The organism is Aminobacter sp. AP02, assembly GCF_003148805.1.
Classification (GTDB): domain Bacteria; phylum Pseudomonadota; class Alphaproteobacteria; order Rhizobiales; family Rhizobiaceae; genus Aminobacter.
In genome coordinates, this window is the sequence record NZ_QGGX01000006.1 from 36,040 (window position 1) to 50,310 (window position 14,271).

A 14,271-nucleotide genomic window follows, 5' to 3' on the forward strand; every position below is an offset into this window, starting at 1 on the left:
CCGCTATGAAACGGCCATGAACATCATCCGCATCGACGATCCTGCCGACCCCAGCGTCGCACCCTATCTCGACATACGCGAGCGTGATCTTGTCGGCCGCGAAGGCCGCTTCATCGCCGAGGGCAAGGTCGTGCTCAACGTGCTGTTTGGTGCGGGCCGCTTCAAGGCGGAATCCGTTCTGGTTCTTGAAAACCGCGTGGCAGGCATGGCCGACACGCTGGCGCTCGCCCGCGAGGACTTGCCCGTATATGTGGTTTCGGCCGCGGTGATGGATGCCATCGCTGGCTTCCACATGCATCGCGGCATTCTTGCCATCGGCATCAAGGGCGAGACGATTGCGATCGACGACATGCTCGACGCCCTGCCCGAGCGGGCACTCGTGGCGGTGCCGGTCGGCATCTCCAATCACGACAATATCGGCTCGATCTTCCGCAACGCGGCTGCCTTTGGCGCAGATCTGGTACTCCTCGACGAGACCTGTTGCGATCCGCTCTACCGCAAGGCAATCAGGGTTTCGGTTGGCGCGGTCCTCAAGGTGCCGTTCACGGTTGGCGGTACGGCAAGCACGCTCGCCGACGCACTGTCTCGCCACGGTTTCGAGCAACTGGCGCTATCGCCCGCCGGCAAGGCCGACATCAGAGATGTCGAACGCCCCAAGCGGCTGGCGCTTTATCTCGGAACCGAAGGGGAAGGCCTGCCGGAGCCGCTGCTGAAGCGGCTGACCACTGCAAGAATAAGAATGGCGCCAGGCTTCGACAGCCTCAATGTCGCGGCCGCCTCGGCGATCGCGCTGCATCATTTTACCGACGCCACAAATTGAGGGAGCCTATTCGGCAGCCGGCGATTTCTGCAACGCCCGGACGCGGTCTGCCAGGCTGATGACGGCAGGCCGATCGCCGTTCACCGAGGCGCGGAATTCCGCGGTATTCCCAAGCAGGCTGGAGATCGGTGAATTCGGCCCTTCGAGCCGCGCCGTCAGCGCTACGACCTCCGCCGCCAGTTCGTGCATCTGTTCGCGCAATTGCGAATCCTGGCCCGGCGTCGAAGCGTTACGCCCTGCCTTGGCAAGCTCACCCTTCAGCCGCTTGTTCTCGCGGGCCAACACAGTCAGTCGACCTTCAAGACGTTCGCGCTCGAGCGCCTGCGCGGCTCCATTGGTCATGCTGTTCGTCTCCGGCGCATCATGCGGCGTGTTCAGTTGCTCGCGCGCACGGGCCAATTCGCCCTCGCGCTGCTCGATCTTCTCGTCGCGGTCGCCCAGCGACGCCGCCATCTCCTGCAGCTTCCTGTCGAGTTCGCCCGCGCGTCTTGTCTCCACCTTCAAGGCCTCGCGAACCGCCTTGTTGTCGGCTTCGAGTTCGCTCAGGCGGCGGTCGGAGTCACTGCGCTGATGGCGAAGCGTCGACATGTCGTCGGAAAGCTTGCCCAGTTCGCTTTCACGGCTCACCAGTTCAATCTGGCGACTGCTGGAGGAAAGGGTGGCCTCTTCATATAGCCGTCCCATTTCCTCTGCTTCTCTGGCCCGTTGCTCAAGCAGACGCTGGGCCTCGGCGAGTTGGGCGGCGAGCCCCTTGATATGTGCATCGCGCTTGCCAATTTCCTCGCGCAGATTGCCACGTTTGGCTTCGAGTTCGCTGACCACGCCTTGCTTGGTGGTGTGATCTGCAGCCGCAACCTTTTGCGCTTCGCGAAGGCGGCTGAGCTCAACGGCCTGCGACAGCACCTTTTCCTGCGAGGCCTTGAGCTGGACTTCGACCTTGCGCAGCGCCATGGCGTGCTCGGCGCGCAGGCTGTCCTTGTCGGCGCGGATTTCTTCCAACGTCATCGGAAGCTTTGCTTCGACCCGCTGCCGGGTAACCGAGACGGCGCGCCGCCACACCGCAGGTGCGATCAGCAGCACCAAAAACCCGGCGGTCAGGAAGCCAAGAACGAAAAACAGGATCGACTGGACCAAAGCACTTTACCCGTTGCGGTCAGGCGCGAGTTTGCCATGTTCCCATGGCAGGAATCCAGCACCGCTGCAAATGCTGCACATGACCCTGAAAATCAGAATCGATTTTCCTATGGGGTCATGCACAGAATTAAAGTGTTGCAGCGCCATGCGCGCCCTGCCGGACACGAAGCGCTGCAAGCGCCAATCAACCCGCTACCATCAGAACGGATTCCAGGTCGGCTGTTGGGTCAGCTTGAGGTACCCCAGATTAACACCCAGCCGAGCACCGACCCCGGTGCGCACCGGCACGAGCAGGATATTGCCACGCTTGAGAACGTTGAAGCCGACGCCGGCGACAACATAGGCCGAACCAGCGACGCCGCCATAACGATCATAGAGATTGTTCACGTCGTCGAGATTGTAGACCAGGATCATGGTCCGCGAGCCCTGCCCGCCGAAGTCCCAGCCGAGCGAAGGGCCCTGCCAGTACACTTTATGGTCGCCGGCATTCTTGGTGTAGAGTGTACCTTCGCCGTAGGTCAGGCCGCCGACAAAGGCACCCGAACCCTCCTCGCCAAGGACATAGCCATTCGGCAGGCCGTAGGACGAAAAGACCTTCTCCACGACGCTGGCGAGACCGCCCGACGTCGAACCAAAGAAGCGATGGCCGGAATCAAGGATCTCCTGCGAGGTATATTGTTCCGCGCGAGACGCAGATGTCGAAAATGCCAGAACGCCGACAAGGACGAACATCGCGGCAACAAGCCGGGCGAACGTCCGGCCATAGAATCGGGAAATCATGCTTCCAAATCTCCGTCAGGGAGCACACTTTCTCCGACGCCCCGGACCCGCTGCTGCTCTTGATCGGCGGCTCGCTGGTCCAACTCCGGCAAACTATGCCGTAATCCTTTTTCAACCATTAAATTGACCCATGAAGATGGCGGATCGAAGGCGCGCATACGCATGGAAAAGCCCGGAATTGCGCAGAAAAGCCAGCATTTCGCCCTAGCCTTGGCTGCTGTTTCTTGCCGCATGAGGCAGCGCTGTGTAACCAAGAGGACTGCAAGGCCAGCCCTGATTCGCACGACTGGGTCCCGTGGCCGCATTACCATTGGTTCAAGCCATTTGCCCGAGGGATGCCGTTCATGGCCGATTTGTTGACGCTTTCCGCCCCTGACCTTGCAGCGCTGCTGTGCAGCCGGGTCTGCCACGACATCATCTCGCCGGTCGGCGCCATCAACAACGGCCTCGAACTGCTCGACGAAGGCGGCGCCGACGAAGACGCCATGCGCCTCATCCGCACCAGCGCCCGCAACGCCTCGGCGCGACTGCAGTTCGCCCGCATCGCCTTTGGGGCCGCTGGTTCCGCCGGCATGCTGATCGACACCGGCGACGCCGAAGCGGTCGCCACTGCATTCCTCAAGAACGAGAAGCCGGAACTGATCTGGAACGGCGGTCGCGCGCTGCTGCCCAAAAACAAGGTCAAGCTGCTGCTCAACCTCCTTCTGGTTGCCCATGCTGCGATCCCGCGCGGCGGCAAGCTCAGCGTCACGCTTGAAAACGTCGATGCCGCGCCGAAATTCACCCTGTCGGCCAGCGGACCGATGCTTCGCGTACCACCGAAGTTCCTTGAACTGCATTCCGGACACAAGCCGGAAGAGGCAATCGATGCCCATTCGGTACAACCCTACTACACGCTGCTTCTGGCGCGCGAAGCGGGCATGACGATCTCGATCCACGCAACGCCGGAAGAGATCCTGCTGACCGCCGAGTGATCGGCGGACCGTTCCAGTATAATCCAAGCACTGCTTTGCAGATCGCGGCAGCCTTGCCGCATCAATCCGAAAATCCAAGATGATTTTCGGCAATGATGGCGCGCGGTTGCGAATATTAGCAACGACTTTACTGACCTGATGGTGAAGCGACACGCCCTCGCCTGATGCGGTCCGCGCGCCCCGACTGACCGGTTCGGGTCCCGCAGCCTGCCATTTCCTAGATTTTTACCATCCGGGTTTTCTGCTTCTTTACGCAACCACGCTAGGGTTAAGCCAACACACCGGCGCGCCTGACGCGTCCGGCTCCCGAAAAGAGGACCGGGATATGAAGCGCTGCCTGTTCGTCGATGATTCGAGCGTCATTCGCAAAGTCGCCAAACGCATCCTGAATGGCCCGGACCTGGTCGTGGTCGAAGCATCGACCGGCGCCGAGGGCCTCGACATGTGCGCCTACGACATGCCCGAGATCATCGTTGTCGACGGCGCATTGGAGGACATGACGCCGGCTGAATTCATCCGGCGCGTCCGAGCCATGGACGGCCGCATCAAGCCACAGATCGCGATCTGCCTGACAGAGGTCGACATCGGCGCCATCATGCGCGCCAAGCGCGCCGGCGCGCAGGGCTACCTGTTGAAGCCGTTCACAAGGCCGCATTTGATCGACCGCTTCCGCGCCTTCGACGTAGCCGCCTGAGTCAGCTTCAAAAAAACTCTAAAAAAAACCCGGCACGGAGGCCGGGTTTTGACTGAAGGTAGTCCAAGAATTCAGGCGATTTCGCGAAGCTCTTCCGGTTCACGCAGCACATAGCCGCGACCCCAGACAGTTTCGATGAAGTTCTGGCCGCCGGATGCCGCGTCGAGCTTCTTGCGAAGCTTGCAGATGAAGACGTCGATGATCTTCAGTTCTGGCTCGTCCATGCCACCGTAAAGGTGGTTGAGGAACATTTCCTTGGTCAGCGTCGTACCCTTGCGGAGCGAAAGCAGCTCCAGCATCTGGTATTCCTTGCCTGTCAGGTGCACGCGCTGGCCACCGACCTCGACCGTCTTGGCGTCGAGATTGACGATCAGATCGCCAGTCAGGATGACCGACTGGGCGTGGCCCTTCGAGCGGCGGACGATCGCATGGATGCGTGCCACCAGCTCGTCCTTGTGGAACGGCTTGGTCATGTAGTCGTCGGCGCCGAAACCCAGGCCACGGACCTTGTCCTCGATGCCGGCCATGCCGGACAGGATCAGGATCGGCGTCTTGACCTTGGACAGGCGCAATGTGCGCAGAACCTCGTAACCCGACATGTCGGGCAGGTTCAGGTCGAGAAGGATGATATCGTAATCATAGAGCTTGCCGAGATCGACGCCTTCTTCGCCGAGATCAGTCGTATAGACGTTGAAGCTTTCCGATTTGAGCATCAATTCGATGCTCTGTGCGGTTGCACTGTCGTCTTCTATCAGCAGAACGCGCATTCATATCCCCTTTTCTGCTGCCGGAACCTCTTCGCGGTCCAATCCATGCCGGCTCAGTGCTACTGAATCGGAGGCTGCCATCGAATGGTTAACAAAACCTAATTTCGTATGGAAGACCATATCAGAAATTTTAACCGGCGCATACACCCTCTTGAATCCAAACATGAATCACACGGTCAACATCTTAACGCGATGCATTAACAAGGCTGACTAAGCGACTCCGGACACGTCCCGATCACATTCGCGGCGAAAACCAGAATCTTTACCGGGTCTTAAGTCTCGATGGGTATGATTAACGATGCCCGTAAACGAATGGTTACCGGCGGAGAAAAACTTTAAAAGTTTGTTTTCCATAGCCGGGTGTTGATATGCGATTCGGGTGCGGCAAGGTCCCTTGGGGCCGGAGTAGGCGAGTAGAAGTGCGTTTTTCGGTGTTCGGGAGTATCGGGTCATGAAATCACGTGAGAACCTGGTCAGGCTCAAGCAGTTTCAGGTGAACGAAAAGCGCCGGCAGCTGATGCAGCTCGATTCGATGATCGCCGAGTTCGACCGCATGGCCAACGATCTGGAGTTGCAGATCGTTGCGGAGGAAAAGAAGGCAGGGATCACTGATCTCAATCATTTTGCCTATCCAACCTTCGCCAAAGCCGCACGGCAACGACGTGACAATCTGAAAAACTCCCAGCAAGACCTGGCGCAACAGCGCGCCACTGCAGAATCCTTACTCTCCGAAGCTGAAGCGGAGCTGTCCAAGGCTGAAATGCTGGAATCGCGCGACCGCAGCACGCGTGACGCGGAGACCAGCGGCCGAAGCGCCATGATCGGCTAAGACCACCGCCTATTTTTCAAAAGCTTAGTCCAACACGAGCAGCGCTGTCAGTCCATCGCCACCTGAGCGCGCCCGCGCCCTAGGCCGAATATTCAATGGGCACATTCTCGCTAGCCAGTGACTGCGCGCGCGAATCACGAATTTCAGGCGCGTGACGCTCCGCCCAGACCCTGATCTGGTTGAGCAGATCGGCAAGATTGCCCCCCAGATCGGTTAACTCATACTCGACGCGCGGCGGAATGACGAGGAAGATTTCGCGCCGCACCAGCCCGTCCCGCTCCAGCACACGTAGCGTCTGCGTCAGCATCTTGGGCGTGATGCCCTCGACCTTGCGTTGAAGCTCGCCATAGCGCCGCCTGCCCGGCTTCAAAGCCCCGACAACCAGGTAGACCCACTTGCTCGCCAGCATCTCGAGCACGGTGTGAGACATGCAGTGGCGCCTGAAGGCGTCATAGCCGAAGGGGGTGTCAGGGGCGCATTCACTATCCATGGGGTACCTATATATCATCGAGGTACATACTCGACAAGGTAAAGATACTATCCAAATGATAGTGAGCTTGCATTCATCCCAAGGAGGACAGTCCATGCGTGCCATTACCCAAAACACCGTCGGCGGATCTGAAGTGCTCAGGATTGGCGAGCAGCCTGCGCCGCAGCCGAAGGCAGGTGAAGTGCTGATCCGCGTCAAGGCCGCTGGCGTCAACCCGGTCGACGCAGCCGTTCGCGGCGGTTTCTATCCCCTGCTCGGCGAACCGCCCTTCGTGCTCGGCTGGGACGTATCAGGCACCGTGGAGGCTGTCGGCACAGGCGCCAATGGCTTTGCGGTTGGCGACGAGGTGTTCGGCATGCCGCGCTTTCCGGCCGCGGCCTCCGCCTATGCGGATCTCACCGTGGCGCCGGCGGCTGAACTTGCCCACAAGCCGAACGGGCTGGACCACGTCGAAGCCGGCGCATTGCCGTTAGCCGGCTTGACCGCCTGGCAGGGTCTGGTGACGGCTGGCCACATCAAGGCCGGCGACCGCGTCCTTGTGCAGGCTGCCGCGGGCGGGGTCGGTCACCTCGCCGTGCAAATCGCCAAGGCGAAAGGCGCCCACGTCATTGCAACGGCGAGCCCAAGCAAGGTCGATTTCGTGCGCTCGCTCGGCGCCGACGAGGTGATCGACTACACGAAGGATGATTTCGTTGAGAAGGCGGGCATGGTCGACCTGGTCTTCGAGGCGCTTGGCGGCGACCATCCCGAAAAGTCGCTGAAGGTGCTGAAGCAAGGCGGCACGCTCGTCGTCCTGCTCGGCGTCACCGAAAAGGCAGCGGCTGAAGCGGCCGGCCGCGGCATCAGGATCGAGCGCATTTCGGTGCGCCCGGACCGCGCGGGCCTGGAAGAACTGGCAAAGCTGATCGAGGCCGGCAAGCTCAAGGTGCATGTTGCCAAGCGCTTCCCGCTTGCCGAGGCGGCCGCTGCTCACGATTTCCTGGCGAGCAAGCCTGCGGGCAAGGTGGTGCTAACGGTCTAAAATTCCCAAAAACCTAGCTGCAAACAAAAAGGGTGCGGCAAGCCGCACCCTTCCTTGTTGGTTGGCCGCAACGGCCGGTGTCAGTGACGGTATTGCTGGATGCGCGTGGTGCGCAGGCCGGCAAGGCCGTATTCGTCAATGGAAGCCTGCCAGGACAGAAACTCCTCGGTCGTCAACTTGTAGCGTTGGCACGCTTCGTCGAGACTGAGCAGCCCTCCCCTGACCGCCGCGACCACTTCCGCCTTTCGGCGGATGACCCACCGGCGCGTGTTGGTCGGGGGCAGATCGGCAATCGTAAGCGGGCTGCCGTCCGGCCCGATAACATATTTGACACGCGGTCTAACCAGATCGGTCATCGTACTCTCTACTAAAAACTCAAAGACCCAATCACCTGCCACACTAGCGCCACAGCTTTAAAAATTGCCTAAGCGTGTACTAAGAGCTAAGTAACGAACGTGAACGGATCGTTAGACTCTCAATCCGCAATTTAACCATCTGCCCTGTTGGCTGGTTTCGCGCCGAAAAAGGCGCATCGGCCCGGTGCGGGTGGTACTGCGATGAGGCTTGACCTATATTGCAGCCATTGGCATGCAGCCGAACTTAAGACAGCGGAACGCAATCCCGATGAACAGCCTGGACCTGCCCGGACGCCCCGAAGACACCCGCGTGGTTGTAGCCATGTCGGGTGGTGTCGATTCTTCAGTCGTGGCCGGCCTGCTGAAACAAGAGGGCTACGACGTCGTTGGCGTCACGCTTCAGCTCTACGATCATGGGGCTGCCACCCACCGCGCCGGATCGTGCTGTGCCGGCCAGGACATCGCCGACGCCCGCCGCGTTTCCGAAACACTCGGCATTCCCCATTACGTGCTCGACTATGAAGAGCGCTTCCGCAAGGCGGTCATCGATCCGTTCGCCGAAAGCTATGTCGCCGGCGAGACACCGATCCCCTGCGTGTCGTGCAACCAGACCGTCAAGTTTGCCGACCTGCTGGCCACCGCGCGCGAGCTCGGCGCCGATGCTCTCGCCACCGGCCACTACATCCGCTCCAAGCAGAACGGCGCCCACCGCGCGCTTTATCGCCCGGTCGACGCCGACCGCGACCAGAGCTACTTCCTTTTCGCCACCACGCAGGATCAGATCGACTATCTGCGCTTCCCCCTGGGCGGCATGTCCAAGCCCGATGTTCGCGCCGCTGCCGAGCGCATGGGCCTGACGGTCGCCGCCAAGCAGGACAGCCAGGACATCTGCTTTGTGCCGCAGGGCAAATATTCCGACATCATCGCCAAGCTCAGGCCGTCGGCCGCCAACCCCGGTGACATTGTCCATATTGACGGCCGCGTGCTCGGCCGCCATGAAGGCATCCTGCGCTACACCATCGGCCAGCGCCGCGGCATTGGTATCGCTTCGGGCGAGCCGCTTTATGTCGTCCATATCGACGCCGAGCATGCGCGTGTCGTCGTCGGCCCGCGCGAGGCACTGGAGACACACAAGATCTTTCTGCGCGGCATGAACTGGCTGGGCGACGATGCCTTGTCAGGCGTGCCTGCAAGCGGCCTCGAACTCTACGCCAAGGTGCGCTCGTCGCGCCCGCCGCGTCCCGTCGTTTTGCATCATCGCGACGGCGCGACCTGGGTCGAGTTGGTCGACGGCGAGTCGGGCATAGCCCCCGGCCAGGCCTGCGTGCTGTATTCCGACGATGGCAATGAGGCGCGCGTCTTCGGCGGCGGCTTTATCGAGCGCTCCGAACGCCACGCCGACGCCGAAGCGATGCTGTCGCGGCTGGCGGCAACGCCGGGACCGATAGCTGCGGAATAATCCCGTCACCATGCTGGAAGCAGCCAAGCGCTGGGCGCGGCTCCTGAAGCGCGATGTCGTGGCGCTCTATCGTGCCGCGCGCAGCCCGCTGACGCCTTGGTACGCCCGGCTCGCCGCCGCGTGCGTCGCTGCATACGCACTGAGCCCGCTCGACCTCATCCCCGATTTCGTGCCCATTCTCGGCTATCTCGATGATCTTCTGATCGTGCCTCTGGGCATTTGGCTGGTTGTCCGCATGATCCCGACCGAACTGATGGCCGGCTTCCGCGCCGAGGCGGCCGAAATTGTCACCAAGCCCCGGAGCCTGGCCGGCCTCGCCTTCGTTGTGGTGGTGTGGCTTGCCACCCTGGCCCTCGCCGGCTAGTGGCTTCTGGGACGATCCCAAGGGGAATAAGGCAGTAGGGCAGCCGCAACAGCCCCATTGCCCTATCCCCTTTCAGCTCAATCGTGCGTTACCGTTCCCGCGGTCAGAATCCTGAGCACGCCGAGCGCTTCTTCAGCGCCCGTGCGCGGCTCTTCGCGCGTTTCGATGCAATGGATAAAATGCTCGAGCTCGCGCGTCAGCGGCATGGCATTTTCAAGCGGAATATAAGTCGGCTCGTTCATGGTCGACGTCCACTGCCCGCCATCTTGCCATACATTGTGGCGATAGACGGCCAGCTTGCGCTCCTGCGGCTCGACGTCGTCGAACACCGCCATGCCCTTGGTACCGACGACAGTCAGCCGGCGCTCACGATAGGGATTGAGCCGCGAGGCGAACAAGTGCCCGCGCAGGCCGTTGGGGAAGCGCATGTGCAGATGGGCGAAATCGCTGAGGTGGTTGAGCACCGCAGCGCCCTCGCCGCGCACCTCGATGGGGGCGGTGCCGGTGATCGCCAGGATCATCGACAGATCGTGCGGGGCAAGATCCCACAGCGCGTCGTTTTCGGCATGGAACTTGCCGAGGCCGAGGCGGTGCGAATGGATATAGCCCACATCGCCGAGTTCGCCCTTGTCGACAAGCGCCTTGAGGCCCTCGAACGCCGGATGGAAACGGAGCACATGGCCGGTCATGAAGACGCGGCCATTGTCGCGCGCAGCCTTAACGGCGCGCTCGGCGTCAGGCACGGTCAAAGCGATCGGCTTTTCCACCAGCACGTCCTTGCCGGCCTCGACGGCACGAATCGCAAAATCGGCGTGGAACTGCGGCGGCAGCGCCATGACCACGGCATCGACGTCGTCGCGGGCAAAGAGTTCATCAGGGGTGACGGCCAGGCAGCCCTGCTCGGCGGCAAAGCGCTCGGCACGAGCCGGATCGACATCGGAGACGGTATGAAGGGCACCAAGCGACTTCAGGGTGCGGATGTGATTGCCGCCCCAATATCCGCATCCAAGGACTGCAATACGCGGTTTCATCAGGCTCTTTCCTGGGGGAGTTTACGCGGCAGACATAATGGCCGCGCCTTGTGAACTCAACCCCGCGCGCTGCGCCAATATCGCCTAGCTCATATGCGTTGACGCGCTGGCGCAGCACCGAATCCGCTTGCGACGAATCCCATGGCGAGGCCGCAAGCAGGGCGCGCGCGCTTCCATCATGGCCGGGTGTGGAAGAATGTTCCGCGAAATCCCGGCCGCAAAGGGTCGCGCAAATGACCTGCCGATACGTCTTGGGAATAATCCGAAATTGCCCGACGTGACTGCTTGACAGGCTCGTCATCCAGACATTATATCCGCCCGACCTTGGCGAACGCATCGATGCCTGCCTCTTGCGAGACAGTTTTTCGAGCCTTCTCCACCCTGGCGGGATAGCTCAGTTGGTTAGAGCACGGGAATCATAATCCTGGGGTCGGTGGTTCGAGTCCACTTCCCGCTACCACTCTCCTCTCAAATAAATCAGCAGCTTAGGCAGCATGAAAGCAGTGGAGCAACCGCCTTCATGTCGCGTCGCGTTGCAGTTGAGTTCCCTTGATTTCAAAGGATTGTCACTCGTGGGGCGCCCTGCCCCCGAAAGTCTCAACGACCGGCCGGTTTGGCCGCCGCAGATCGTGCCGCCGAAGGGTGCGCCGAACATCCTGTAATCATGACCGACGACGCGGGCTAGGGGGTAGCGGGGACCTTCGGCGGCGTCATTCCGACATCAGCGCTCGACCGTGTCGCGAAGATGGGGCTGCGCTACACGCAGTTCCATTCGACGGCATTGTGCTCGCCGACGCGCGCGGCACTCATAACCGGGCGCAACCATCATTCGGCCGGCTTCGGGGTGATTTCCGAGCAGGCGACGGGCTATCCCGGCTATGACTCCGTGTTTGGCGTGGACAATGCCACGACCTGCACCATCCTGAAGCAAAACGGCTACGCCACGTCGTGGTTTGGCAAAAACCACAACACGCCATCCTTCCAGTACATCTGTCCCGGGCCATTCGATCAATGGCCGTCCGACATGGGTTTCGATTATTTCTACAGCTTCATGGTGGCGACTCCAACCAGTGCCAGCCTTACCCCTTCCAGGACCACACCCAGATTTCCCCGTGGGTTGGCAAACCCGGCTACAATCTGATCACCGACGAGGCCGACAACGCGATCGACCCATCAGGCAGTTGAACGCGTCAGCGCCGGACAAGCCGTTCTTTATCTATTTCGCGCCCGGTGCCACCCATGCACCGCACCATGCGACGCCCGAATGGATTGCCAAGTTCAAAGGCAAGTTCGACATGGGCTGGAACGCGATGCGCGACCAGATTTTCGCCAACCAGAAGCGCCTTGGCGTCATTCCCGAGACTACGCAACTTACCGAATGGCCGGACGACTTATCAGGTGCCGTTCGCCTTTACCGGAACGATCGACAAGCTGACGGTGAAATTGAACTGAGCCTGGAGCCGGACCGGCCCGCTTGTAGCGACAAGCGGACCGGTTCGCGGAATGTCGCCTCGTTACTCTGCCTGCCCGCTGCGCACACGTGTCCAGACCAACCTCTGCCCTACAGCCGCGGCGCCACGTTTTTGCAACCGAGTGCAGTTGGCGATTGCTCCGGACCATTCTTTGCAATATTCGTCTGCTGGGCTTGAGGGGGAATAATCGACATGGTTGGGCGGGGTACGCTGTTCATTGCAGCGACAGTTGCGCTGTTTTCGATTTCAGGTGTCGCGCAGGCGCAGACATATGAAGTGATCGATACCCGTCCCGAGTGGAATGGGACCAGTTTCATTTCGTCATTCGGCGTGCCGAATACAGCGACCTACGGCCAAACCATCACTCCGACCTCGGCACAGACCAGGCTGCATGAATTCACGTTCTATCTGTCTCACACATCTGCAACAGCGCCCCAGACGCAAGCCTTCGTCTACGAGTGGAACCCGTCGACAAATCGCATAGTGGGTTCGGCGCTCTACCAGTCGGATGTTTTCACCGCCCCTTCTGGCGCCGCCTACAGCCCCGTTACCATAACCACCGGGGGCGTTACTCTGGTGGCCGGGACGCAGTATGTGGTGTTTCTCACGACTTCCACTGTCGCATCCCAAGCGAACGGCTCCTACAAATGGGGCGCGCTAACAACAAACTCTTATTACTCAGGTGGAAGGTTTGTATTTTTTAACAACTCCACCAACTTTTCGCAGCTATCATCATCAATGTGGTCCGAGATTCAGCAAGATCTCGCATTCCTGATGACTTTCGGGCTGGCTCGCCCCGACTATGGAACGCTGAACCAGAACCAGCAGGCAGCCGCCAATTCGCTTCTTTCTTACTTCGATGCGCATGACACACTTCCACCGGCATTTGCGGATCTCAGCGCGGAAGACCTGACGGTCATTTCCGGAGAGGTCGGGACAGCCGCAATCTCATCTGCCTTGCATTCATCCTATATGTTCCTGGCACAGATCAGCGACCCGTTCGTAACGGGCTCTGGCAGCATACTGCCGGTTTCGCAGCAACCCGCGCCGCTCAACAGCTATTCGCCTGACGCCACACAACTGTCCTCGCAGGTGGCGCTAGCCGCCCTTGGCGGGGACACGCCGAGCGCAGCAGAAGCCGCCAACAACGAACTCGCAAAAGCGGGCGTGAATTCGGCCGATGTGACCGGTCTTGGTTTCGAAACGCCCTGGCGCATGTGGGGTACGGCCTATGGTGGCGCACAGGACGTCAACGGAGACGCAGGCGTCGGCTCGTCGGACTTGACCACGCGCAGTTGGGGTCTCGCGACAGGGTTCGACCGTCAGCTGGACGGCGGCAAATTCGGCTTGGCGCTCGGAGGCGCCGGCTCGACCTTCTCTCTGGACAACGACTTGGGCTCCGGCCGCGCCGGGATATTCAATGCCGGCGTCTACGGTTCGAGCGCGTTCGGCCAGGCTTATGTTTCGGGCGCGGCCGCCTACGCCTATAATAGTGTCGACACCTCGCGCGCAGTAATGGGCAACGACTACGAGGCCGACTATGACGCCCACACGCTGTCAGGCCGCCTGGAAGCCGGATACCGCCACGAAACGTCCTTTGCAGCCATAACGCCGTATGGCGCGGTGCAGGGGGCGAGCTACTTCATGCCGGACTACTCCGAGACGTCCAAGGGCGGCAGTGCGCCCATGGCGCTGAACTACGAGGCGCACACCGAGTCCATCGTCCGCACCGAACTTGGCGCACGTCTGGAGCACCTCATCGCTACTGAAAGTGCCAGCATCAAATTGACCGGGCGCCTCGCATGGGCCTGGAATGCCGACACTGCACGCACAGTCACGGCTAGTTTCCAGAACCTCGGTGCGCCGAGCTTTACCGTGGATGGCGCAGAACCGGACCGCAACGCACTGCTTGTAGATGCTGGCGCCGAATTTGGCATCTCCGACAACATGTCGGCCAAAATATCCTTCAATGGCGAGTTTTCCGGCAATGTTTCCGCATACGGGGCGGCCGCTTCATTGAGGTACAGCTGGTAGGCACGCCGCGCCGGGGGTATCTTCGACGTGGGACAGCGACTTGGCG

Annotated in this window: 14 protein-coding genes, 1 tRNA gene and 1 pseudogene; 10 read left to right on the forward strand and 6 right to left on the reverse strand. The window is 60.7% G+C overall.

Translation table 11 applies throughout. From position 1 onward, the window contains the following. Nucleotides 1–16 precede the first annotated feature (16 nt). Nucleotides 17–820, forward strand: coding sequence for an RNA methyltransferase (locus C8K44_RS09110; RefSeq protein WP_109575470.1), 804 nt, complete (start codon nt 17–19; stop codon nt 818–820). A gap of 6 nt (nt 821–826) precedes the next feature. On the opposite strand, the gene C8K44_RS09115 is transcribed toward C8K44_RS09110, so the two are convergent. After that, entirely contained in the window at nt 827–1,771 is a 945-nt protein-coding gene (locus tag C8K44_RS09115) for a hypothetical protein (RefSeq protein ID WP_348626324.1), read from the reverse strand. A gap of 381 nt (nt 1,772–2,152) precedes the next feature. Beyond that, nucleotides 2,153–2,686, reverse strand: coding sequence for an EipA family protein (locus tag C8K44_RS09120; protein ID WP_245417441.1), 534 nt, complete (start codon nt 2,684–2,686; stop codon nt 2,153–2,155). A gap of 392 nt (nt 2,687–3,078) precedes the next feature. On the opposite strand from C8K44_RS09120, the gene C8K44_RS09125 reads away from it, so the two are divergent. After that, complete coding sequence (locus tag C8K44_RS09125) at nt 3,079–3,708, forward strand: histidine phosphotransferase family protein (RefSeq protein WP_109575692.1); 630 nt, start codon at nt 3,079–3,081, stop codon at nt 3,706–3,708. Between the two features lie 325 nt (nt 3,709–4,033). Further along, on the forward strand, nt 4,034–4,402 hold the full coding sequence (locus tag C8K44_RS09130) for a response regulator (RefSeq protein ID WP_109575473.1): 369 nt from the start codon (nt 4,034–4,036) through the stop codon (nt 4,400–4,402). 71 nt (nt 4,403–4,473) lie between these two features. Here the strand turns inward: C8K44_RS09130 and ctrA are convergent, their stop codons facing one another. Next, nucleotides 4,474–5,169, reverse strand: a complete 696-nt coding sequence (gene ctrA, locus C8K44_RS09135) for a cell cycle two-component system response regulator CtrA (RefSeq protein ID WP_109575474.1) — start codon at nt 5,167–5,169, stop codon at nt 4,474–4,476. Between the two features lie 451 nt (nt 5,170–5,620). Here ctrA and C8K44_RS09140 point away from each other — a divergent pair, with 451 nt between their 5' ends. Next, nucleotides 5,621–5,998 carry a flagellar export protein FliJ gene (locus C8K44_RS09140; protein ID WP_109575475.1) on the forward strand — a complete coding sequence of 126 codons (378 nt, stop codon included), beginning with the start codon at nt 5,621–5,623 and terminating at the stop codon, nt 5,996–5,998. Between the two features lie 79 nt (nt 5,999–6,077). Here the strand turns inward: C8K44_RS09140 and C8K44_RS09145 are convergent, their stop codons facing one another. Further along, nucleotides 6,078–6,488, reverse strand: coding sequence for a helix-turn-helix domain-containing protein (locus C8K44_RS09145; protein WP_109575693.1), 411 nt, complete (start codon nt 6,486–6,488; stop codon nt 6,078–6,080). 94 nt (nt 6,489–6,582) lie between these two features. Here C8K44_RS09145 and C8K44_RS09150 point away from each other — a divergent pair, with 94 nt between their 5' ends. Next, nucleotides 6,583–7,509, forward strand: coding sequence for an NADP-dependent oxidoreductase (locus C8K44_RS09150; protein ID WP_109575476.1), 927 nt, complete (start codon nt 6,583–6,585; stop codon nt 7,507–7,509). Nucleotides 7,510–7,589: 80 nt separating this feature from the next. On the opposite strand, the gene C8K44_RS09155 is transcribed toward C8K44_RS09150, so the two are convergent. Then, nucleotides 7,590–7,865, reverse strand: coding sequence for a DUF1153 domain-containing protein (locus C8K44_RS09155; protein WP_013529904.1), 276 nt, complete (start codon nt 7,863–7,865; stop codon nt 7,590–7,592). Nucleotides 7,866–8,133: 268 nt separating this feature from the next. Here C8K44_RS09155 and mnmA point away from each other — a divergent pair, with 268 nt between their 5' ends. Further along, a complete protein-coding gene (mnmA, locus tag C8K44_RS09160) occupies nt 8,134–9,324 on the forward strand; it encodes a tRNA 2-thiouridine(34) synthase MnmA (protein WP_109575477.1) in 1,191 nt (396 codons plus the stop codon). A 10-nt stretch (nt 9,325–9,334) separates the two neighbouring features. Next, nucleotides 9,335–9,688, forward strand: a complete 354-nt coding sequence (locus C8K44_RS09165) for a DUF1232 domain-containing protein (protein ID WP_109575478.1) — start codon at nt 9,335–9,337, stop codon at nt 9,686–9,688. 77 nt (nt 9,689–9,765) lie between these two features. Here the strand turns inward: C8K44_RS09165 and C8K44_RS09170 are convergent, their stop codons facing one another. Next, nucleotides 9,766–10,719 carry a Gfo/Idh/MocA family oxidoreductase gene (locus C8K44_RS09170; protein WP_109575479.1) on the reverse strand — a complete coding sequence of 318 codons (954 nt, stop codon included), beginning with the start codon at nt 10,717–10,719 and terminating at the stop codon, nt 9,766–9,768. Between the two features lie 383 nt (nt 10,720–11,102). On the opposite strand from C8K44_RS09170, the gene C8K44_RS09175 reads away from it, so the two are divergent. From C8K44_RS09175 to C8K44_RS09185, 3 genes and pseudogenes are all read left to right on the forward strand, one after another. After that, nucleotides 11,103–11,179: transfer RNA gene (locus C8K44_RS09175), tRNA-Met, on the forward strand. A 112-nt stretch (nt 11,180–11,291) separates the two neighbouring features. Continuing rightward, nucleotides 11,292–12,113 (forward strand): annotated as a pseudogene (locus C8K44_RS09180) (sulfatase-like hydrolase/transferase); the annotation flags it as partial. Nucleotides 12,114–12,383: 270 nt separating this feature from the next. Beyond that, the gene (locus C8K44_RS09185; RefSeq protein ID WP_109575480.1) at nt 12,384–14,225 is read left to right on the forward strand and encodes an autotransporter outer membrane beta-barrel domain-containing protein; all 1,842 of its coding nucleotides are present in this window, start codon (nt 12,384–12,386) and stop codon (nt 14,223–14,225) included. The last annotated feature ends 46 nt before the right edge of the window (nt 14,226–14,271 follow it).